The following is a 22,269-nucleotide window of genomic DNA, read 5'->3' on the forward strand; positions in this document are numbered from 1 at the left end:
GTATCCCCGCGTGCATGTGCGGGAGCGCTAACTTCCAGCGGCTAGTCGCCGCAGCAGCCCGCCGCGGGCAGCGTCCTGGTCTCCCGGGTCTGGGCGTTGCGGGCGGCGAGGTCGGCGTCGGCCGGGTAGTCCACGCGGACCAGGCTCAGGCCGTGCGCGGGCGCCACCGTCACCGAACTGGACCGCTCGGACTCGCTGAGCAGGCTCGCGACCCATTCGGGCGTGCGGCGCCCCTCCCCCACCGCGAGCACCGCGCCGACCAGGCTGCGCACCATCGACCAGCAGAACGCGTCGGCGCTGACGTGGGCGTCGAGCCGGTCGCCGTCGCGCACCCAGTCGAAGCGCTGGAGCTCGCGCACGGTCGTCGCACCCTCGCGGCGGCGGCAGAAGGCGGCGAAATCGTGCAAGCCGAGCAGGTGCCGGGAGGCGGCGCGCATCGCGTCGAGGTCGAGCCCGGGCTTGGCGGCGACGACGCTGCGCGCCGCCAGCGGATCGGCACCGTAGCGGGCGGTGGTCAGCCGGTAGACATAGTGGCGGCGGATCGCGGAGAAGCGGGCGTCGAAATCCGCGGGAGCGGGGGCGACGTCGGTGATGCGGACATCCTTGGGCAGGAATCGCGCCATCCGGTACAGCAGTTTGTCGGCGTCGAGTTCGCCGGTCGTGTCGAAGTGCGCGACCTGCCCCTCGGCGTGCACACCCGCGTCGGTGCGCCCGGCGACGGTGAGCTGGATCGGCTCACGGAACACCTTCGACAGCGATTCCTCGAGCGTGCCCTGCACGGTGCGCAGGCCCGGCTGCCTGGCCCAGCCGGTGAAATCGGTGCCGTCGTAGCTGATCCCGAGCCGCACCCGCAGCGTTTCCCGCTCGTCCATCGTTTCCTCCGCGCCTGCTGTCACTGGCAAAAGAACGAGCCCGTCACCCACGCGGGGTGACGGGCTCGCCGGAAGCCTTGAAAATCAGGCGTCCTTCTTGTCCTCGGTGGCCTCGTCGGCGGCCGGGGCGTCAGCCACGGTCTCCTCGACGACGGTCTCCTCGACCTCGGCGGCCGGAGCGGCCTCGGTCTTCTGCGACGCGGCGACGCGACGGGCCCGGTCGGCCTCGTTGGTCACGGTCTTCTCGCGGACGAGCTCGATGACAGCCATCGGCGCGTTGTCACCCTTGCGCGGCAGCGCCTTGGTGATGCGGGTGTAGCCACCCTCGCGACCCTCGAACGAGGGACCGATCTCCGCGAACAGGGCGTGCACGACGTCCTTGTTGCGGATGACCTTCAGCACCTCGCGACGGTCGGCCAGGGTGCCGCCCTTCGCCTTGGTGATGATCTTCTCGGCGTAGGGGCGCACCGCCTTGGCCTTGGCCTCGGTGGTCGTGATGCGACCGTGCTCGAAAAGCGCCGTGGCCAGGTTGGCGAAGATCGCCTTCTGGTGCGACGCCGACCCGCCGAAGCGAGCACCCTTCTTGGGCTTGGGCATTGGATTCTCCTTGGGAAAGGTCTACCGGGGTGCCCCCCGATGACCTAGAGCTGTTCGGTCTCGGCGTAGTCCTGCTCGCCGCCGTCGGTGTCACTGAAGGTGCCGGAATCGCTCCAGGTGCCGGTGCTCGCGTCGTAACCCACCACGGAGGACGGGTCGAACGAGGCGGGCGAGTCCTTCAGCGAGAGGCCGAGCGCGTGCAGCTTGACCTTGACCTCGTCGATGGACTTCTGGCCGAAGTTGCGGATGTCCAGCAGGTCCGACTCGGTGCGGGCCACGAGCTCGCCCACCGTGTGCACACCCTCGCGCTTGAGGCAGTTGTAGGACCGGACGGTGAGGTCCAGATCCTCGATCGGCAGACCGAAGGAGGCGATGTGATCCGCCTCGGCCGGGCTGGGGCCGATCTCGATGCCCTCGGCTTCGACGTTGAGCTCACGGGCCAGCCCGAAGAGCTCGACCAGGGTCTTACCGGCCGAAGCCAGCGCGTCCCGGGCCGTGATGGAGTTCTTGGTCTCCACGTCGAGGATGAGACGGTCGAAGTCGGTACGCTGCTCGACACGGGTGGCCTCGACCTTGTAGGTCACCTTGAGCACCGGAGAGTAGATCGAATCCACCGGGATCCGGCCGATTTCCGCACCGGTCGCCTTGTTCTGCACGGCGGGCACGTAGCCGCGGCCCCGCTCGACGACGAGCTCGATCTCGAGCTTGCCCTTGTCGTTCAGGGTGGCGATGTGCATGTCCGGGTTGTGCACGACGACGCCGGCGGGCGGCACGATGTCACCGGCGGTGACGGTGCCAGGGCCCTGCTTGCGCACGTACATGGTGACCGGCTCGTCCTCTTCGGAGGACACGACCAGACCCTTGAGGTTCAGGATGATGTCGGTGACGTCTTCCTTCACACCGGGAACGGTGGTGAACTCGTGCAGGACACCGTCGATGCGGATGCTCGTGACCGCGGCCCCCGGGATGGAGGACAGCAGGGTACGACGCAGCGAGTTGCCGAGGGTGTAACCGAAGCCCGGCTCGAGGGGTTCGATGGTGAACTTCGAGCGGTTCTCCGCCACAACCTCTTCGGTCAGTGTCGGACGCTGGGAAATCAGCATGAGGATCTACTTCCTGTCAGGGCGTCCGCTATTTGACGCCTAATCAGTGATTGCAGGGGCCGCCACACAGTGCGGCCCCTACCTCGAAACGCTTACTTCGAGTAGTACTCGACGATGAGCTGTTCCTGCAGCGGCACATCGATCTGGGCACGCTCGGGGAGCTGGTGCACCAGGATCCGCAGGCGGCCGGGGACGACCTGCAGCCAACCGGGAACGGGACGCTCGCCCAGGGTCTCGCGCGCGACCTGGAACGGCAGGGTCGGCAGCGACTTCTCCTTGACATCGATGATGTCGTACTGGGAGACCTGGTAGCTGGGCACGTTCACCTTCACACCGTTGACGGTGAAGTGGCCGTGGCTGACCAGCTGACGAGCCTGGCGACGGGTACGGGCCAGACCGGCGCGGTACACGACGTTGTCCAGACGCGACTCGAGCAGACGGAGCAGGTTGTCGCCGGTCTTACCCTTGAGGCGGTTGGCCTCTTCGTAGTAGCGACGGAACTGCTTCTCCATGACGCCGTAGGAGAAGCGAGCCTTCTGCTTCTCCTGCAGCTGCATCAGGTACTCGGATTCCTTGATCCGCGCGCGGCCGTGCTGGCCGGGCGGGTAAGGACGACGCTCGAACGCCTGGTCGCCTCCGACGAGGTCGACGCGCAGACGACGCGACTTGCGGGTGATGGGGCCTGTATAACGAGCCATTTTTCGCTAAATCCTTTCCCGCTAGACGCGACGCCGCTTGGGCGGACGGCAGCCGTTGTGCGGCTGCGGGGTGACATCGGAGATCGAGCCCACTTCCAGGCCGGCGGCCTGCAGCGAACGGATCGCGGTTTCGCGGCCCGAACCCGGGCCCTTCACGAACACGTCGACCTTCTTGACACCGTTCTCCTGCGCCTTGCGGGCAGCGTTCTCGGCGGCGAGCTGCGCGGCGAACGGGGTGCTCTTACGCGAACCCTTGAAGCCGACGTGACCCGACGACGCCCACGAGATGACATTGCCCTCGGGGTCGGTGATCGAGACGATGGTGTTGTTGAACGTGCTCTTGATGTGCGCGTGGCCGTGCGGGATGTTCTTCTTATCCCGGCGACGCGACTTCTGAGTCTTCTTCGGGCCAGCGGCCCGGCTCTTCGGAGGCATACGCTATCCCTACTTCTTCTTGCCGGCGACGGTCTTCTTCGGACCCTTGCGCGTACGCGCGTTGGTCTTGGTGCGCTGACCACGAACGGGCAGGCCACGACGGTGGCGGATGCCCTGGTAGCAGCCGATCTCGATCTTGCGGCGAATATCGGCCTGGACCTCGCGGCGCAGGTCACCTTCGACCTTGAACTCCGACGCCTCGATGTAGTCGCGGAGCTTGGTCAGGTCGTCGTCGCTGAGATCCTTCGAGCGCAGGTCCGGGCTGACGCCGGTCTGAGCCAGGATCTCGGTGGCGCGGGTGCGCCCGATTCCGAAAATGTAGGTCAACGCGATCTCCATGCGCTTTTCGCGCGGGAGATCGACGCCCATCAGACGTGCCATGTGGCAGGTTCCTTAATGGTTGCGGAGGTCTGCTCCCTGTCCGTCCCCCCGTCTTGAGGTGGGGGCACCGGCCTCCGTACCGGTGGTTGGCGCGCACAGCCTGCGTGCGTGCTGGAGCTGGGAGTTCTTCTTTTTCGGTCAGTCCGATCAGACGATCGGTGCCCGGTGGTGAGGCTGGATCAGCCCTGACGCTGCTTGTGGCGCAGGTTGTCGCAGATCACCATGACCCGACCGTGACGGCGGATCACCTTGCACTTCTCGCAGATCTTCTTGACGCTCGGCTGAACCTTCACGTCCGTCCAATCTTTTCTTGGTTCACAAGGGTCTGTGAACACAGTTTTTCCCCAGCCGACGACTGGGGAAGTCTTGTAGCGCGCTCCGACCGGGGCCGGAACACCAGGCGTCAGGCAGGTCTCACTTGTAGCGGTAGACAATCCGGCCGCGAGACAGGTCGTACGGCGACAGCTCGACGACCACGCGGTCCTCCGGAAGGATGCGAATGTAGTGCTGCCGCATCTTTCCGCTGATGTGCGCGAGAACCTTGTGACCGTTCTCGAGCTCGATCCGGAACATCGCATTGGGCAGCGGCTCGACAACTCGACCCTCGACCTCGATGGCCCCGTCTTTCTTCGCCATATCCTCCGCGATCCCGGTTATGCTTCTAACCTGAGTTGGATTGCCTCGTAGCTGCTCGCTGGCATGCGAGCAGTCGGCGCATGGGTGCACCGCCGCTCAAGCTTACCGGTCCGGCACTCCAGAGGCAAAAACGCCCCGAACCGTACACCGGTCCGGGGCTCCCGTCCGCCCGGACCGCCCGCCGCCGCGCCGGGGTTGTCGCGTAAACTCACCGACGTCCAGATGTGGGTCGAGGAGATCGGGGGACCCTGGTGAGCGGAGCGCACCGGTGAGCCGCAACAACGACAGCCTCCCCATGTTGCCGCCGTGGCTGTCGGAGAGCGAAGTCACACAGAGTGGTTACGAGGCACCGGTCGAGAACCTGCCCCAGGACGACCTGATCGACGAGGCGCCCAAACGCCGCCGTTTCATGGGTCGTGGTGGAAACGACGACGCCAAGAAGGACAAGCGCGGCCGCCGTCGCAAGTCCGAGGACAACGCGAGCGAAGCGCAGACGACGCCGCCCGCCCAACAGTCCCCTCGCCGAGGCGCCGAGCAGTCCGGTTGGGGTGCCGACGCGGCCGATCCGCACGAGTCCGCTGATCAGCGGCTGCCCGAGTACCAGTCCCGGCAGTCGCCGCAGGGTGGCTGGTCGTCGCATGATCAGGCCCGTCCCGATGCGGGCGCGGCCCCGCATGGCGCACATTCTCCTCAGACCGGGACGAATGGCGTCCCGTCACACAGCGGCTTCCCCCAAGCCGGTACCGGTGATCCGTCGGCACAGTCCGGCTCGATCGGCCACCCGTCGGCCTCCAACCCCGCTTCGGGACCCGTCGGAGGTTCCGCCGCGGCTGGACCGTTCTCCCAGCCGGGCACGATCGGGGAAGGCCCGTCGGCTCCCCACTCGCAGCCGGGTCCCGCCGACGCGCACAGCCCGTTCCCCCACGCGGGCACGATCGGCTCCGACCCATCGAATCCGTACCCGCAGCCCGGGCCCGGTGGACCGTCAGCGCAGGGACCCGCCTCGCAGTCGGGTCGCACCGGCGATCCTTCGGCGCCGGGGCCTTTCTCCCAGCCGGGTTCCCCAGGCGGTCCTGCCACGCCTGAGCCTTTCTCTCAGCCGGGTATCAGCGGTGGACCTTCCGCGCCTGGCTCCTCCTCTCAGCCGGGGACCGGCGGTGGACCTTCCGTAGCTGGGCCTTTCTCCCAGCCGGGGACCGGCGGTGGACCTTCCACGTCAGGGTCCTTCCCCCAGCCGGGGACCGGCGGGGGCTCAGGCGCGCCGGCGCCCCTCTCTCAGCCGGGCACGAGTGGTGGTCCGACGTCCGCGGATCCCCTCGCCGGTGGCCAGTCGGGGCTCCCCGCGCAGGGCGGGCCGACCGCCCAGGCCGGTCCGTCCCTGCCGACCCGCACGCCTGCCCCGCCCTCGACCGGGTTCACTCCCCTCGGCACGAATCAGCGCCGGCTGCCCGACCTTCCACCCCCGCCGCCGCTCCCCGACCCACCCGCGCGCCCACAGCAGACGGAGGCTCCGCCCCGCCTGACCGACCCGCGCGACACCTCGGCACGCCCGAGCACGCCCGCCGATCGAGCGGACACGTCTTCACGTCCGGCCACGGCCGATGCGAGCCCCGCGCCGTCCACGGAACTGCCTCCGCGCCCGAGCGACCGGACATCCAATCAAGCCACGGCCGATGCGACCCGCCTGCCGTCCACCGATCTGCCGCCGCACCCGAGCGACTCGCCATCGCGACAGGCCGGCGACGATGCGAGCCAGGCGCAGTCCGCAGGGGTGCCTCCGCGCCCGGGCGACCCGGCATCGCATCAAGCCGCAGCCGACGCGGGCCGCGCGCCGTCCACGGAACCGCCGGCGCGCCCGACATCGCATCAGCCCGCAGCCACCGACCCGACGCGCTCCCCCGATTCGGTGGACGAACCGGCGCGCCCGCACACCGGAGTGAACCCGCAGGCGGTGCCGCCTAGGCTCACTGCCCCGGCTTCCACCGCACAGCAGAACCCGTCGATCACGTCTGGCGACGGGGCGCAGGCACCCCCGCAGGCAGCCAATCCTGCTGTCGGCCAAGATGCTTCGTCGGCGACGGCGCCGACCAGCGGTGTGCCCGGCGCATGGTCGATGCCTGACGACGCCGCCGCCGAAATGAGCGCATCGAGCACCCCCGACGCGGCGCGACCCGGCACGAACTCGCTCACCGCGAGCGGCCCGGAGCAGCAACCGCGGAATCCGGCGGATGCCGCTGACAGCTCGACCGGCACCATCGGATCGTCGTCCACCCCCACGCAGACCGCGCCGTCCACCGATGGCTCCGTGGGCACGCCCGATCGAGTAGGCCGACACAGCCTCGACGAGACCCGGGGCGTCCCCGCGGGCGTGACCACGCCGCACCCGCCGTCATCCACGGACACCGGCGCCGCACCGTCTGCGACCGGCATCGCCGGCGGGCGCGTCTCGGCCCCCGCCGCGACCGCGCCGGCCACGACGCCCCCTTCGCATGGCGGCATTCCGACCCAGGGGCCTGCCTCTGGCTCGGCGTCCACCGACGGCACCGGCCACCTGCCTCCGTCATCCACCGCCGCGTCGACCGACGACCCCGCGCAGCGACTCCCTGCCACGGGCGCGGAGCACGCGCCCACGGAAACGCGAACTCCGACCGCGGATCTCGCGCAGACGGGCGCACCCACCGACGTGGCACAGCCGACCACGGACTCGTCACACACTGGCGCCACGCGAACAACACATGCGGGCGTTCCCTCCACCGGACCCTCGCAAGCAGGCACCGGCACACCGACCACCGGGCCCGCACAAGCGGGTTCGGGCACGGCGGGCGACCGGCAGGCTTTCCCGCCGGGCGATTACCGAAACGCCTATGCCACCGGCGGTTCCGCGGCGGGCTCGCCGTACAGCTCCGGTGTTCCGCAGCAGGCGCCCGGTCCCGATTCGCAGTCGCCGTATGCGACGCGGACGCCGGCTCACCCTGGTGCGCAGTACAACTCGATCCCGGGTGATCCGTCGCCCGGGGCGGGAGCTCCGGCCGACGCGCAGACCGAGATGTTCCGCCACGACGACCCGCGTCTGCGGGCGGGGCAGAATCAGGCGCCGAGCGGGGACTATGCGCTGCCTGGACAGGCTCCGCAATCCGGTTACGGCTCCGGCGAATTCGCGCAAGCGACCCCGCACCAGCAGGCCAGCTCGCCCGAACACCCGATCCAGCGACCGGACGGCACCTGGGCGCAGCCTGTCGGCGGCCAGAGTCCGCAGGCGCCCGAACTCCCGATCCAACGGCCCGACGGCACCTGGGCGTACGCGGACGGCCGCCCGGCCCAGCCGCCGAACAGCGCGCCGCAGATGCAGCAGCTGCCGGACGGGACCTGGGTCCCGGTGACCGGCGCCGCGCAGTGGAATCAGCAGCCCGCCCAGCCGCAGTACCAGCAGCCCGGCCACGGGCAATGGGGCGCGACGCCGCAGCAGCACGGCTACCAGCCGCCCTCGCTGGACAACGTCCCGGTCAAGCGGGCGAAGAAGACACCGGGCAGCGGCTGGCGCAAAGCGGTGCACCATGTTTCGGGCGGCGCCATCAACCCCGGCATGTCCGCCGAGGAGCGGCGGCTGCAGGAACTGGTCGCGCGCATCCGCCAGCCCGTGCGCGGTGACTACCGGATCGCGGTGCTCTCGCTCAAGGGCGGTGTCGGCAAGACCACCACCACCATGGGTCTCGGCTCGATCTTCTCCTCGATCCGCGGTGACCGCGTGATCGCGGTCGACGCGAACCCAGACTTCGGCACCCTGTCGCAGCGCGTGCCGCTGCAGACCCGCTCCACGGTGCGCGATCTGCTGCTCGATCCGGCGATCCAGCGCTACTCCGATGTCCGCCGACACACCTCGCAGGGCTCGAGCCGACTGGAAGTGCTTGCCAGCGAACGTGATCCGGCCGCGTCGGAGGCCTTCAACGACGAGGAGTACCGGGCGGTCGCCCGGATCCTGCAGCGGTTCTACAACATCATCCTGACCGACTGCGGCACCGGCCTGATGCACTCCGCGATGAGCGGCGTGCTGGACCTGGCCCACTCCCTGGTGCTGATCTCCTCGGCGGCGATCGACGGCGCCCGCAGCGCCGCCGCGACCCTGGACTGGCTGTCCCTGCACGGACACGACCATCTGGTCCGCAACGCGGTCGTGGTGATCAACCTGCCGCGCGAGGGCTCCCCCAATGTCGGCGTCCAGCAGCTCCGCGAGTACTTCCTCTCGCGGTGCCGCGCCGTGCACATCATCCCCTACGACGAGCACCTGTCCGAGGGCGCCGAGATCGACCTGCACCGCCTGCACAAGTCCACCAAGCGCGCCTACGTCGAGCTCGCGGCCACGGTGGCCGACGAATTCGGCGTCGACCACCGCCACTTCGGTTGAGCGGAGTAGCTACTTCACCTCGCGCCGCAGGACCGGCAGGAGCTTGTCGAGCAGGACGGCCTCGCCCCCGGGCGACCAGTTCCGGACGACTTCGATGACGGCGGGATCGTCGACCACGATGATGGTGCTGTGCAACCGGATCAGGCTGCTCGAAATGCCGGCCATGCCGCCGCCGCCCGCTTTCGCGTCGCTGCGTAGCAGGACGAGGAACTCCAGCCCGTCGGGCGTTCCCATCGGCTCGAGCTCGCGCGCCAGGTCGGTGACTGCCTTGTCGCGTTCGGCCGCAGTGTCGTTCGCGTAGCGCGGGTCGTACCGGAACCCGAGGCCGGTCAGGAATTGTGTTGGACCGCTGGGGTGCATGTGCACGGCACTGCGGTCGTAGGAGGCGTATTCGGCCAAGGCGATCTGCCGCCCGAAGAATTGCGGATTGTCCGCTTTGGCCTGTGCGAGGCTGGTCGGTTTCGGTGCGGCGGTGGTGGTCGAGCCGACCGTCGATGCCTGGGGTGTCGCCGCCCCGGTCGACGACGGCTGCGACCAGACGATCGCGCCGAACGCGACGACGGCCGCCAGCGCCGACCCGGCGACGGCAATCGGCCAGCGGGGTCTCGGCTGTGCCGAGGTGCGACCGGCAGCGGTCGGTCCGGTACCGGCCATGGCGGCGCGCAGTGCGTCGGTGAACTCCCGGCAGGTGCCGAAGCGCTCATCGGGCAGCTTGGCCATCGCCCGCGCCAGCACGTCGTCGACCGCGGGGGGTAGGTCTCGCCGAATATCGGTCGCCCGGGGTGGCGGCTCGTTCACATGCCCCATCATCACCACGGTCGGCACGGTGCCGATGAACGGATTGCGGCCGGTCAGTAGCCGGAAGAAGGAGCAGGCGAGGCTGTAGATGTCGGCGCGGTGATTCACCGGGCCGCCGAGCAGTTGTTCCGGCGAGGCGTAGGCCACCGTCGCGAGGAGGTCGCCGTCCTGGGTGAGTTCCTCGGTGTCGCTCATCGCCTTCGCGATCCCGAAGTCGGTCAGCAGGACCCGTTCTTCCTCGCCGGAGCGTGGCGAGAGCAGGAAGTTGGCGGGCTTCACGTCGCGATGCAACAGACCGCTTCGGTGCGCGTAGTCGAGGGCCTTGCCCACCTCGCTGACGATCCGCAAGGCACGATGCGGCGTCATCGACGCCGGGTCGTCCGACATCATCCGCGCCGCATCGGCTCCCGACACGTACTGCATCGCGATCCACAGCCGGCCCTGATCCTCGCCCCGGTTGTAGACCGCGACGATATTCGGATGATCCAGGCCTGCCGCGAGATTGGCCTCACGCTCGAAGCGGGCACGGAATTCCCGGTCATCGGTGAAGCGCCGGGACAAGACCTTGACCGCGTCGCGGCGGGGCAAGGTTGGATGAGCGGCCAGGTACACCGCGCCCATCCCGCCCTCTCCCAGCATCCGTTCGACCCGGTATCCGGCGATCACTGTTCCCGGTACGGCCACAGCGTTCCTCTCAACTGTTGGTCAGCAACGCGTATTGGGCGGCCGCGCGCTGGCGCACGTCGGCGACTTGATCGCTGACGACCTTCGCCACATAGCGTCCGTACCGCACCGTGCACGAGTACTTGCCTTGGCGAACGCGATCGTCCTGGCGACAAACGGTGTCCGGAACGCCGTCGGGACCGGTGATGGCCTCGGTGTTGTCCGCGGTCATGTCCGCCTGCAGTGTCCGCGCGGCAGCGGCGTCGCGCGCACGCAGCAGGACCGTGGCCTCCAGGAATGCCACCCCATCGACGCCTGCTTCGTCGTACATCCGCCCCTTCACGGCTTGATCCTGCTGGACGACGATCGCGCCACGCCGGTTCAGCACCGCCACGTAGTTACGATCGGAGCGGGGGAATCGTGGGTGCCGCGTACCGGTCTCGTTCAAGGCGACCCGCAAGAGACCGGACGCGTCGTCCTCGAGCCGGTAGATGTCGCGATGCGACAGCGGCGGCAACGAATCCAGCAGGGGCAGTTGCTTACCCAGCACTCGCTCGGTCAACGTGGTCAACGCGGCGAGATCAGGCACGGATTCGAATGCGGTCAGATCGATCATGTACGCCCCGTGCGCCAAACGGGTGCCCAACGATCTGACCTCGGGCCGCCAGTGCGACCGTGCAGACGGATAGCCCGCGAGCTGGATGCGTGTGTTGTCCCCGGTGACGCCGAAATCCACCGCCTCGAACTCGGTGGCCGCCGCACCGGCGGCCGCCGCGTCGGGAAACTGGAACACCGCGATCGAGAAACCGACCGCGCCGCGCGCCGGGTCCAGATCGGCGGTTTCGGTAGCACCCGCGCTGACCTGGAGGCCGAAGGCGAGATGGTTGCGCTCGAGCACCCCTTGGAGATCCGGCTGCGCCGCGCGGGTGGTGTAGTCGGAGGGTTTGGCGATGGGTTTGAATCCGCGTCCGAACGCGATCCCGGCGTCCACTTCGTAGCCTGTCACGACGTTCCCGGCCAGGCGCATGATCGCCAGCTCCGTGCCGTTCTCGACGGTGTGCCGGTACGCGGACCGGAACTCGAGCGGCTCCACCGGGTAGTTGCCGATGTCGAACGGTCGCACGTCGACCTCACCAGGAACCGCGGCGCCCGGCACCGTCGCGGAAAAACCAACCGCACCGCACACCACCGTCACCGCCGCGACGACTGCGACGGCCGCGAATCGGGGATAGCGCGGGAGTCTCATCGTCCCCCTCACCTGCTGTTGACCAGAATGGCGTACTGCGCGCTGATGCGCTGCTGTGCGTCTCGCAGCCACGCGGAATGCACTGTCGCGGTAAAGCGATCGAAAGTTACTGAGCAGGTGTACTTTTCTGTCCCATCGGCTTGCCGCAGACTGCGGTTGCGGGCGCATCGTGCCTGCGGCAGCCCGGCCGGGGCATCCTCTCGCACCAGGTACTTTCCGACCGCGATGGCGGCGAGATATCGGCGCGCGCTGTCCGCGTCGCGAGCACGCACCAGCGTGGCTCCGCGATAGGCGACCCGATCGATGCCGTACTCCTCGTAAAGACCCGCGTAGCGCCGCGGGTCGCGGCGCAGGTGGAGGTCGGCGCGTGCGTCGTAGATTCCTCGCTGGACGGCGTCCTCGTCGCCGGTGGCTTCCGGCACCGTGCGGCGCAACAGCCCGTCGGTATCGAGCGGCATCGCGGCCAGCTGGTCGACCGGGGTCGGCCGGTATGGCGTGAGACGCTCGGACAACACGCCCAACGAGCCCTCGACGAGGCCGGTCAGCGAGGCCAGTTCCGTGATGCCGAGAGCCCGATTCTCGGGGTTCTCCGCCACCACGATCACCACGACCGCACCGATCACATGCCAGGCGGCCTGGGTCTGTTCCTTCGGTTGCCATGCGGACCGCGACGCGGGAAACCGCACCAACTGCACGGGCTCGCCCTGGCCGGTGTTGAAGCCGGCGTCGGCGAGCGCCGCCGCGCCGATCGCCGCCGCGGCGGCGTCGCGGTAGACCAGCCCCGCGTAGGACAGTGTCAGGCCGAGCTGCCCGCTGTACTCCGACGTCGCGCCCGAGGTGGCGAATCCCGCGACGAATCCGGCCGAGGTGAGCGCGTCACCGCTGATCGGTTTCAGGCTCACCACACTGTGGATCCGCGGCGAGCTGTTCGTCTTCCCGTCCAGGAAGACGTTGGCCGAATAGTCCTCCAGCACAGTCAGCGACGGGTCCACGTCGGCGGGAAGCGGAAAGAACTCCGCCAGTCGTTGCGCCTCACGCACCCGGTGCAGCACCATCCGATCGGTGCTCGCCGTGCCATAGTCGACGGGCTGCGTGGGGTAGACCCCCACATCGAGGAGTCCGAGGTCGACGGACGGTTCGTCGACCTCGCTGCCGCCGAAGCCCGAACATGCCGCGATCGACAGCGCCATCAGCGAACAGACAGCCGGAAGCCAGCGCCGTCGAACCCCCATCAACCATCCCCCGTCGAGCTATCGGCCTATCGGCCTCGCTGAGGCTAACACGGAGACCGGGCTTCTCGCTGCCCTGTAAGAGGCTGCGGGTCAGCCGGTTTCGCGGAGGCCTACCACTCCGGCAGCCTGCGACGGCCCGCGGTGACCTCGCGGACCAGGTCGTCGTAGGCGTCGGCGAGTTCGGCGAGGTGGTGCCAGGCGCTGTGCAGCATCTCGTCGTGGGCGGCCATGGTCATCAGGGCGTGGTGGGCGCGGACCGACGACTCGGCCAGGCGGTCGATGACCGCGCCGATGGTCTCGGTGTGCAGGGTGGCGCCGAGGCGGTGCTGCGGGACGCCGCGGTGTACCCAGTCGTCGATGGCGAGGACCAGTTCGGCTCGGCGGCAGTCGATCTCACGCATGACCACCGGATCGGTGTCGACGAATCCGCCGCGGCCGACGATCCGCTTCTCGTGCAGCACCGCGAGATCGCGCGCGAACCACAGCAGCGGCCCGCCCACCACGCGGTGCCCGCGACACGCCCGGACGAGCAGATCGGAAAGTGGCAGTAGACCGGGTGACGCCGGTGGACCGGCGGGATCGACACACCGCAATGTGTCGGGGAAAGCCATTACTACCGTGGAACTCTCCGCACCAGCCACGTTGCCTCGCCGTCGTCGCCGCACAGCACCGGATCAGGACGTTCATTACAATAAACCTCGCAAGCTCACTGTCAAGCATTACTCGGCCGTAGGTAACCCAGACGAGTACACTTCGTTACCTGCACGACCTACCGAGGAGCATGATGGCGGACGGTCCGACCTACCTCCGGATCGCAGACCTCCTCCGCGAGGAGATCCGCGCGGGCACGTGGAAACCGGGCGACCGGCTGCCCAGCCATTCCGAGCTGGCCGAGCAGATGCAGGTCTCGATCACCACCTCGCGCAACGCGATCCAGGTGCTCGTCGCCGAAAACCTCGTCTACACAGCGACTTCCCGCGGCACCATCGTCCGAAACCAGGAAGTGCTGGAATCGGTGGTCACCGACCACATCCGCCCGGACCGGCCGCGCTCGGCGCACGACATCTTCGAGGAGATCGCGCGCGCGGCCAACCGCGAGCCGACCAAGGAATTCAGCACCAGGATGGAGCCCGCCGACGATCAGGTCGCGCACTGGCTCGGCGTTCCCGTCGACTCCTGGGTGCTGGCCCGCACCGTGGTGCAGTACCTGGACAACGAACCGTGGTCCTGGGAGGTGAGTTTCTACCCACGCGATCTCGCCGAAGCGGCGAGCATCGACTCCCCCCATGACATTCCCGAAGGCACCACCCGTCGCCTGGCCGACCGCGGCTACGGCGAGACGGCCCACCGTGACACCCTGGCCGCGCGCCCCGCGACCGCCGAAGAGGCGGCCGTGCTCGGCGTCGCCACCGGCACCGTCCTGCTCGATCACCTGCGTATCGGCGCCAACCACGAACGGGTCACCCGGGCGACCCGGCATCGTTCCCTGGCCGGCCGCAACCGGCTGGCCTATCAGCTCGGCGACGCGGCGGGCACCGCCGTCATCGCCCACACCCTCGGCATCGCACCCGGATCCGCCGTCGCATTGCCATGACCGTGGGGATGCGCCCGGCGACCCTGGGCGACCTACCGCTGATCTGCCGGCTGCGCGTGCAACGGACCGCATGGCTCACCACTCGCGGCTCCGATCAGTGGACGGTGGCCGGGCGCGGGCGGCCCATCGAGATCTTCGCAGGCGCCGTCGGCAGGGCCCTTGACGCGGGCGAGACCTGGATCGCCGAGGTCGACGGCGAGCCGGCGGGCACGATCACCGTCAACCATCGCGCCGATCCGGGGCTCTGGGCGCCGTGGGAGCTGGCCGAGTCGATGATCGTGCACTTCATGATCGTCGACCTGCACTTCGCGGGTCTGCAGATCGGGCACCGGATGCTCGAGCACGCCGCCCGCCTCGCCGAGAAGAAGCACCGCGACTGGGTCCGGCTGGACGCCTGGACCTCCAATCGCGAGCTGCACGACTACTACCGCAGGGCGGGCTTCACCCTGGCTCGCATCGCGGGTCCGCTGGCCAGCGGGCCGTCCTGCGCGCTGTTCGAACGGCGTACCGACAGCTGGCGGCCGCCCCCGGTGCGACGTCACCGCCGCACCGGCGCCCAGCCGCTGCTGGGCGGGCTGCCCGGTTAGAGCGGGGGCAGGTCGGCGATCTGGACCAGTTCGATGCCCTGGCTGCGCGAGACCAGGGTGCCGCGACCAGGTGGCATCTTGCTCGGGCGCACGTCGCCGATGAGTTTGCCCTCGTCCCGCGAGCCGCTCATGATCAGCGTCTGCACCGACAGGTTCTTCATGGCGCCGAGCACCGGGTCGTACAGCGCGCGGGACGCGCCACCGATGCGCCGGGTGACCACCAAGTGCAGGCCGATGTCGCGGGCCTGCGGCAGGTACTCGAGCAGCGGGGCGAACGGGTTGCCCGAACCGGTGACCACCATGTCGTAGTCGTCGACGACGACATAGATCTCCGGGCCCGACCACCAACTGCGCTCCCGCAGCTGCTGCTGGGTGATGTCGGAGCCGGGGATCCGCTTGGCCAGATAGGCGGCGACCTCCTGGATCATCGGCCCGCACGTCTGCGACGAGGTGGAGTAGCCGGCCAGCTGGTCGCCCTCGAGCACACCGAGCATGGTGCGCCGGTAGTCGATCAGGATGACGCGCGCCTCGGAGGCGTCGGACTGCTCGGCGATGCTCATCACGATGTTGCGCAGCAGCGTCGTCTTGCCGCATTCGACATCGGCGAAGGCCATGAAGTGCGGCTCGACGCCGAAATCGAGGATCAGCGGCTGCAATTCGGACTCGCCGAGACCGACGGCGACCTTCGTGCGGTCGAGCGTGACGCCCTGTTCCTTGGCGGCGGCCACGACCTGGTCGCGCGGGAAGCTCAGCGGGAGCATGCGCACCTCCGGCGCCCGCCTGCCCGGGTAGAGCGCGATGAGCTCTTCACGCGCCCTGGTGACGCCGTCGGCGATGGTCGACGGGTCGGAGTCGGAGTCCAAGCGCGGCAGGGCGATCAGCATGTGCAGCTGGTCGGGGGTGAGGCCGCGACCCGGCCTGCCGACCGGAACCTGGTGCGCGGTGCGGCGATTCATCTCCGAGTCGCCGGGGTCGCCGAGGCGCAGTTCGAGCCTGGTGCCGATCTGGTCCTTGACCACCGGCCGGATCTCGGCCCAGCGGGAGGCGCCGATCATGAGGTGGACACCGAACGAGAGGCCCTGCGTCGCGATCGCGTTGATCAGCGGTTCGAGCATGTCGAACTCCTCGCGGATGGCGCCCCAGCCATCGATCACGAGGAACACGTCGCCGAACTGGTCGGCGGCCAGCGGGTCGCCGGGCGCGGCGGTGGTGCCGTTGATCTGCCTGGCCTCGAGCGCCGAGAACTTGCGCCTGCGGAACTCCGCCATCGATTCGATGCCGAGTTCGGCGAAGCGTTCCTCGCGCTGGCGCCTCAGGGTGGTGAGCTCGGCGATGGTGCGCCGCACCCGGTCACCGTCGAGCCGGCCGGCGACCGAACCGACGTGCGGGATCCCGACCAGACCGGCCATCGAACCGCCACCGAAGTCGAGGCAGTAGAACTGCACCTGTTCGGGGCTGTGCGTGGCGGCCGCGGCCAGGATGATCGTGCGCAGCGTGGTCGACTTGCCCGACTGCGGGCCACCGACCACGGCGACATTGCCCTGCGCGCCCGCGAGATTGATGGTGAGCACGTCGCGGCGCTGCTCGTAGGGCTTGTCGATGACGCCGATCGGCATCCACAGCTGACCGTGCCGGTTCACCGGCGAACGCCAGTCCGGGTCGGGCAGCAGCATGTCGGCGGTCGGCGACTCCTCCAGCGGCGGCAGCCACACCTCGTGGGCGGGGCGGCCGTGGCCGGTCAGTCGCTTGACGACCACGTCGAGCAGCGAGTCGGGAATGCCCTCCTCGCCGGTGGGCCCGCTGGGCGGGGGCGGCGGCAGCTCCGGGCGGCCGCGCAGGATCGGGTCCTCGGTCTGCTCGGGCTCGACCTCGGTGACCTCGACCGGCGCGGCGGTGAACACCACGGGCCGCTGCCCGCCCACCGGCGCGCCGTCGTCGTCGACGACCGTGCCGACCGGCGCGACGTACGGACCGGACACATAGCTGGCGTTGAACCGGAGCGGTTCGGACGCATCGCTTTTCAGGTAGCCGGCACCCGGCACGCTGGGCAGGTGGTAGGCGTCGGTGATGCCGAGCACGGCGCGGGACTCGTTGGCCGAGAAGGTGCGCAGACCGATCCGGTAGGACAGGTGCGATTCCAGGCCGCGCAGCTTGTTCTCCTCGAGCCGCTGCGAGGCCAGCAGCAGGTGCACGTGCAGCGAGCGGCCGAGGCGGCCGATCATCACGAACAGTTCCGCGAAATCCGGCTTCTGCGAGAGCAGTTCGGAGAACTCGTCGACCACGACGAACAGCGCGGGCAGCGGATCGAGCGGAACGCCGGCGGCCCTGGCCTTCTCGTAGTCGTTGACGTTGGCGTAGTTGCCCGCCGAGCGCAGTAGTTCCTGCCGGCGGTTCATCTCACCGGCCAGCGCGTCCTTCATGCGGTCGACGAGGGAGAGTTCGTCCTCGAGGTTGGTGATGACCGCGGCGACGTGCGGCAGCGAGTCCAGGCCGAGGAAGGTCGCGCCACCCTTGAAGTCGACCAGCACGAGGTTCAGCGCGTCCGGCGAGTGCGTGGTGACCAGCGAAAGCACCAGGGTGCGCAGGAATTCCGACTTGCCGGAACCGGTGGCGCCGATGCACAGGCCGTGCGGGCCCATGCCGTTCTCGGCCGACTCCTTGATATCGATCTCGACCGGGGTGCCGTCGGGGGTGATGCCGATCGGCACGCGCAGCCGCTCGCGCGCGGTACGCGGACGCCACACCCTGGCCGGGTCGATCTGGGCCGCGTCGGGGATGCGCAGAAGCGCCATCAGGCCGGGGTCGCTGGTGGTGCCCTCGCCGAGGCTGACGATCTGCGCGGCCGTGGCGAGCCGGTAGCGGGCCAGCCCGCGGGCGAAGGCCTCCGCCTCGGCCACGCTGACCTCGTCGGCGGTGGCGAAGCGTTCCACCCCGGCGGCACTGCGCGCGGAGACCGCGCCGTCGGCCACCACCAGCTGCAGGCCGCGGCGGGCCGCGAGGCCGTTCTCCGGTGCGGTCAGGTCGAGCACGGTCACCGAGTCGAGGCCCGATTCGCTGATGATGCGTTCGTTGCCGCTGATGTAGCCGTCGTCGATCACCACGACGATGTGCAGCCTGCCCTGGGTTGGCTGCGGGTTGCGCATGAACCGGCCGCGTTCCATCAGCTCGGCCTGCAGCGCCGACTCGAGCTCACCGAGCGAGGTGTACATCATCCGCGCCGAGCCGAGCCCGTCGCGGACCGACGGATGCTGCACGTGCGGAAGCCATTTCGCCCAGGCCCAGTGCGCGTCGGGATCGGCGCTGACGATGGCGACGACGAGATTGTCGGGGCCGTGGAAGGTGGTGAGCTCCATCAACATGGCCCGCACGAGCTCGCGGCCCTCGTCGAGGTCACCGCCGATGTTGATGGCGGGAAAGGCGCGCAGCGAGACCGCCGTCGGCAGTTCGTGCACCACCGAATGCGTGCGCACGAAGCGGCGCAGCGCCACGGTCGAGACCGGCTCGAGGTCCTCGAGCGGGCCGGTCTCGGGCCGGGCCAGCTTGGTGGCCAGGCGGTGGCTGCCGACGCCGACGCGCACGTGCCCGAAATCGGGGTCGTTGGGCCTGCGCTCCCACATGCGCCTGCTGCCGATGAGCGAGGGCAGGTCGGCGGGCTCGGGATGGCTCCAGCCGAGCGTCTCGAGCTGTTTGGTGCCGGTGCTGCGCACGTCCTTGCGCACCTGGTCGAGGTAGCGGAAGTAGTCCTTGCGTTCCTCGTTGAGCTCGACGGCGCGCTTGGGGCCGCCGCCTCGCATGCCCGCCATCATGCCGACCATCGACATGAGCATCATCATCGGGAACATCATCATCATCGGATTGGCCAGCAGATTGCGGCCCATCGAGACCATCATCGCGATCATGCCGACCACCGCGACCACCATGATGACGGGCATCAGCTTCATCATCAGCGGCGACGGGATGGCGCGCTGGATCTCCGGCGGCGGGGTGAGCGCGACTTCACCGCCCGGTGCGCGCGGCGGCGCGATCCGGGGGCGACGGACGAAACCTTCGGTTGCCATCGATCCCTCTACTACTCGAATTCCTGGTTCAGATCGGCACTGCGCCTGCGGAACGGAAAGGCGAACGCGGCGCCGATTCCCAAGGCCGCCAACAGGGTCAGCGATCCGGCGATGGCGACCTGGCGCGGTCGCTGATCCGGTTCCGGCGCCTCGTACGGCGCGGCGATCGGATGCCCGACGTCGGCGCCCTTGCTCGGCGGTTCGTCGGCCAGCGGCGCGGTGAGCGCGGCCAGCGGGTCGATCAGGCCCGCGCCGATGGCGTCGTCGCGGCCGCGACCGGGCGCGTGCGCGGTGCGGGTGATCCGCTCGATCACCTGCTGCGCGGACAGTTCCGGATAGCGCGACCGGATCAGCGCGGCCAGCCCGGCGACATACGGTGCGGCGAAACTGGTTCCGTCGACCGGCTGCACGCCGTCCATCGTCTGCACGCCGTCGACCAGGCCGGTGCCGCCGGGCTTGCTGTCCAGCGACACGATGTTGCGGCCGATCGCGGCCGCCCCGACCCACGGTCCGCGCAGCGACAGCGCCGAAGGTTTGCCGTCGGCGTCGACCGAGCCGACCGAGAGCACATACGGGGTGAACCAGGCGGGCGACGGCACGGTGGTCACCGAGCTCCAGCCGCTGCCCTCGTTCTGGTTCTGGCACGGGCCGCCCTGCTCCACATTGCCCGCGGCCGCGACGACCACCACATTGCGGTCGTACGCGTACTTCACGGCGGCGCCGAGCGCGGCGTCGGCGGTGTTGGAACCGGCTGCGGTGCAGGCGACTTCGGAGATGTTGATCACCGTCGCGCCCATGTCGACCGCGCGGACCACGGCGCCGGCGAGGGTGAGCACGCTGCCGTAGCCGTCGCTGCGCAGGGCGCCGTCCTCCTTCACCGAGCCCTGCCGGTCCTTGCGGTCGTAGGCGAGGCTGAGCTGACGGATGGCGAGGATCTCCGCCTCGGGCGCCACCCCGACGAACGCGTCGTCGGGCGACGGGCGGGCGGCGATGATGCCCGCCACCAGGGTGCCGTGCCCGTCGCAGTCGACGGTGCCGTCGGAATCGCTGACGTAGTCGCCGCCCGCCTGCAGCGCGGGCAGGCGCGGATGCCGATTGACGCCGGTGTCGATCACCGCCACCTTCTGTCCGGCGCCGCGGCTGAACTGCCAGGCCGAGGGCAGGTCGAGGACGCGCTGCGACATCGGCGGCTCGCTGGGCGGGCTGCCCCGCAGCACCGGTTCGGCGCACAGCTCACGCTGTTCGGTCGCCTCGAGCGGCGCGGGTCTGCCGCTGAGCGCGAGCGCCGCGTCGAGCGCCCCCGGGTCGATGCGCGGTGGCGCGATGGCGCCGGCGGGCGCCGGGAACCCGGCGACCGCGCCGAGCACGGTCGCCGCGCAGGTCAGCCGGAACAGCGCGCGGCGCACGGGTACCCGCGTCATATGTTGCGGGCGGTCGAGTACACATCCATGACCCACAGCGCGAGCGGGACCATCGTGATGATCAGCAGGTACTCGAAGATCTCGATCATCCGCCTGGTCACCGGGGTCACCTCGACGTGCGGGCCGATCACGCCGAACCCGATGACACCGCCCGCCGTCACCAACAGCAGTGCCACCGCGACGAATTCGAGCGCGTCGTGGCCGAGCCCGAGGCCGGTGAGCAGGGCGAGCACGGTGAGCGCGCCCGCGGAGATCAGGGTGGCGGCCTGAACCAGGTCGGCGTAGGAACGTCCGCGCAGGCACAGCACGATCGCGGTGACCGCGGCCAGGGCCACGCCACCGGAATGGAACGGACCGAACGGGTCGGCCGCCCCGACCGCGCCGACGAGCGCGGCCAGCGCGCAGGCCACGACGAGGCCGGTCTGGATCTGGTTGGCCACGCGCGCCCGCTCGCCGAGCCCGGCGGCCGAGGGCAGCGCGATCGCGCCGACCGCGCCGATGCCCTCGATGGTCGGACGCTGTTCGTGGTCGGCCGGATCGATCGCCCCGCCCGCGGTCGGCACCGGCGGAATCGGCAGCCTGGCCGTCACCGCGGCGAGGCGCGGCACCGACGACAGCAGGATCACCGCGGCGACGAGCACGCCGGCGAAAAGCTTGGCCAGACCCGGATGCCAGATCAGATAGATCGTCCCGGCCACCGCGCCGAACACGCTGAGCGTGATCGCGGCGGCGAACAGACCGGCCCCGATGCCGGTGACGCGATATCCGATCACCGCGGTGACCAGCAGCACCACGCTGCCGAGCAGCACGTTGCCCGCCCCGAGCTGGCCGGGCACCACCAGCGCGCCGCCGCCGAACATCAGCAGCAGCGCGTCCAGCGAAAGCCAGTTGGCGGTAATCGGATCCGTGAACTTGCGGGCGGCGATACCGGCCGCGGCCGAGGCCGCGATACCGGTGCCGAGCAGCGCGAAGGCGGGGACCAGTGGGTCGCTGTCGGCGCGCGACACGGCGAGCAGCACGAGCGCGGCGAGGATCGCCACGGTCGCCAGGATCAGACCGGTCCAGCGCGCGGCCGAGCCCGACCAGCCGCGGAACTCGCCTGCGGTGAGCCGGGATACGGCGTCGATGACGTCGTCGAAGAGCGCGGGCGACTCCTTGCGGGTCACCGGGCTCAGGACCAGCAGCTCGCCGTCGTAGACCTCGGCCTCGGTGAGGGTGCGGCTCGGTGCGAGGGGGTCCTGGCCGAGCCGGGCCAGCGTCCAGTGCTGGGCGCGGACCGGGGCGGAGTCCTCGTCTCCGTCCGGCAGGCGCGGATCCCGCGATCGGATCAGCGCCACCAGATCGCCGATGAATCCGGCGATCGGGACCGTGGCGGGCAGGCCGATGTCGAGCTGCGTATCACCCCCGATCACTGAAACTCGGCATAGTTCGGGCTCATTGCCTAACAACGTCGACACCAGTGATGAACTCTCAGTCGTAGCTGACTACTTCCGTTGCGACCACACGGCAGCGTTACCTAATCTAACGGACAGGGCAAACCGGCGCG

Annotated in this window: 18 protein-coding genes and 1 pseudogene; 3 read left to right on the forward strand and 16 right to left on the reverse strand. The window is 69.5% G+C overall.

The window, feature by feature from the left end:
* Positions 1-41: 41 nt before the first annotated feature.
* The 9 genes from truA to DFR69_RS33915 form a co-directional block, all read right to left on the reverse strand.
* Positions 42-872 carry a tRNA pseudouridine(38-40) synthase TruA gene (gene truA, locus DFR69_RS09625; RefSeq protein WP_110037137.1) on the reverse strand — a complete coding sequence of 277 codons (831 nt, stop codon included), beginning with the start codon at positions 870-872 and terminating at the stop codon, positions 42-44.
* A gap of 84 nt (positions 873-956) precedes the next feature.
* Entirely contained in the window at positions 957-1,469 is a 513-nt protein-coding gene (rplQ, locus tag DFR69_RS09630) for a 50S ribosomal protein L17 (protein ID WP_110037138.1), read from the reverse strand.
* A gap of 44 nt (positions 1,470-1,513) precedes the next feature.
* Complete coding sequence (locus tag DFR69_RS09635; RefSeq protein WP_022567324.1) at positions 1,514-2,572, reverse strand: DNA-directed RNA polymerase subunit alpha; 1,059 nt, start codon at positions 2,570-2,572, stop codon at positions 1,514-1,516.
* Between the two features lie 92 nt (positions 2,573-2,664).
* Positions 2,665-3,270, reverse strand: coding sequence for a 30S ribosomal protein S4 (gene rpsD, locus DFR69_RS09640; RefSeq protein ID WP_110037139.1), 606 nt, complete (start codon positions 3,268-3,270; stop codon positions 2,665-2,667).
* A gap of 21 nt (positions 3,271-3,291) precedes the next feature.
* Positions 3,292-3,705 carry a 30S ribosomal protein S11 gene (rpsK, locus tag DFR69_RS09645; protein ID WP_019045110.1) on the reverse strand — a complete coding sequence of 138 codons (414 nt, stop codon included), beginning with the start codon at positions 3,703-3,705 and terminating at the stop codon, positions 3,292-3,294.
* A gap of 9 nt (positions 3,706-3,714) precedes the next feature.
* Entirely contained in the window at positions 3,715-4,086 is a 372-nt protein-coding gene (gene rpsM / locus DFR69_RS09650; protein ID WP_019045109.1) for a 30S ribosomal protein S13, read from the reverse strand.
* A 179-nt stretch (positions 4,087-4,265) separates the two neighbouring features.
* Positions 4,266-4,379, reverse strand: a complete 114-nt coding sequence (rpmJ, locus tag DFR69_RS09655; RefSeq protein WP_011207363.1) for a 50S ribosomal protein L36 — start codon at positions 4,377-4,379, stop codon at positions 4,266-4,268.
* A 121-nt stretch (positions 4,380-4,500) separates the two neighbouring features.
* Positions 4,501-4,722 (reverse strand): translation initiation factor IF-1, encoded by a 222-nt coding sequence (gene infA / locus DFR69_RS09660; RefSeq protein WP_003418601.1) that lies wholly within the window; start codon positions 4,720-4,722, stop codon positions 4,501-4,503.
* Positions 4,723-6,588: 1,866 nt separating this feature from the next.
* Positions 6,589-7,017 carry a hypothetical protein gene (locus tag DFR69_RS33915; protein WP_146229245.1) on the reverse strand — a complete coding sequence of 143 codons (429 nt, stop codon included), beginning with the start codon at positions 7,015-7,017 and terminating at the stop codon, positions 6,589-6,591.
* Between the two features lie 880 nt (positions 7,018-7,897).
* Between DFR69_RS33915 and DFR69_RS09665 the strand changes: the two are divergent.
* A pseudogene (locus tag DFR69_RS09665) lies at positions 7,898-9,124 on the forward strand (MinD/ParA family ATP-binding protein); the annotation flags it as partial.
* Between the two features lie 9 nt (positions 9,125-9,133).
* Here the strand turns inward: DFR69_RS09665 and DFR69_RS09670 are convergent.
* The 4 genes from DFR69_RS09670 to DFR69_RS09685 all read right to left on the reverse strand — a co-directional run bounded on the left by DFR69_RS09670 (position 9,134) and on the right by DFR69_RS09685 (position 13,563).
* Positions 9,134-10,606 carry a serine/threonine-protein kinase gene (locus DFR69_RS09670; protein ID WP_261774622.1) on the reverse strand — a complete coding sequence of 491 codons (1,473 nt, stop codon included), beginning with the start codon at positions 10,604-10,606 and terminating at the stop codon, positions 9,134-9,136.
* 10 nt (positions 10,607-10,616) lie between these two features.
* Entirely contained in the window at positions 10,617-11,831 is a 1,215-nt protein-coding gene (locus DFR69_RS09675) for a DUF7373 family lipoprotein (RefSeq protein WP_110037140.1), read from the reverse strand.
* An 8-nt stretch (positions 11,832-11,839) separates the two neighbouring features.
* Positions 11,840-13,063 (reverse strand): DUF7373 family lipoprotein, encoded by a 1,224-nt coding sequence (locus DFR69_RS09680; RefSeq protein WP_146229246.1) that lies wholly within the window; start codon positions 13,061-13,063, stop codon positions 11,840-11,842.
* Between the two features lie 110 nt (positions 13,064-13,173).
* Positions 13,174-13,563: a DUF4254 domain-containing protein gene (locus DFR69_RS09685; RefSeq protein WP_244198181.1), complete on the reverse strand. Its 390-nt coding sequence runs from the start codon at positions 13,561-13,563 to the stop codon at positions 13,174-13,176.
* Between the two features lie 284 nt (positions 13,564-13,847).
* Here DFR69_RS09685 and DFR69_RS09690 point away from each other — a divergent pair, with 284 nt between their 5' ends.
* Positions 13,848-14,657 (forward strand): GntR family transcriptional regulator, encoded by an 810-nt coding sequence (locus DFR69_RS09690; protein WP_244198182.1) that lies wholly within the window; start codon positions 13,848-13,850, stop codon positions 14,655-14,657.
* Positions 14,654-15,244 (forward strand): GNAT family N-acetyltransferase, encoded by a 591-nt coding sequence (locus DFR69_RS09695; protein WP_110037144.1) that lies wholly within the window; start codon positions 14,654-14,656, stop codon positions 15,242-15,244. The genes DFR69_RS09690 and DFR69_RS09695 overlap by 4 nt, the downstream gene beginning before the upstream one ends.
* On the opposite strand, the gene eccCa is transcribed toward DFR69_RS09695, so the two are convergent.
* From eccCa to eccD, 3 genes are read right to left on the reverse strand one after another with little or no spacing between them, the layout of a single operon-like run.
* Positions 15,241-19,302 carry a type VII secretion protein EccCa gene (gene eccCa / locus DFR69_RS09700; protein ID WP_110037145.1) on the reverse strand — a complete coding sequence of 1,354 codons (4,062 nt, stop codon included), beginning with the start codon at positions 19,300-19,302 and terminating at the stop codon, positions 15,241-15,243. The genes DFR69_RS09695 and eccCa overlap by 4 nt on opposite strands.
* An 11-nt stretch (positions 19,303-19,313) precedes the next feature.
* Positions 19,314-20,723, reverse strand: coding sequence for a type VII secretion-associated serine protease mycosin (gene mycP / locus DFR69_RS09705; RefSeq protein ID WP_110037146.1), 1,410 nt, complete (start codon positions 20,721-20,723; stop codon positions 19,314-19,316).
* Complete coding sequence (eccD, locus tag DFR69_RS09710) at positions 20,720-22,180, reverse strand: type VII secretion integral membrane protein EccD (protein WP_279629845.1); 1,461 nt, start codon at positions 22,178-22,180, stop codon at positions 20,720-20,722. The genes mycP and eccD overlap by 4 nt, the downstream gene beginning before the upstream one ends.
* Between the last annotated feature and the right edge of the window lie 89 nt (positions 22,181-22,269).

Source organism: Nocardia neocaledoniensis, from assembly GCF_003182135.1.
Taxonomy (GTDB): Bacteria; Actinomycetota; Actinomycetes; order Mycobacteriales; family Mycobacteriaceae; genus Nocardia; species Nocardia neocaledoniensis.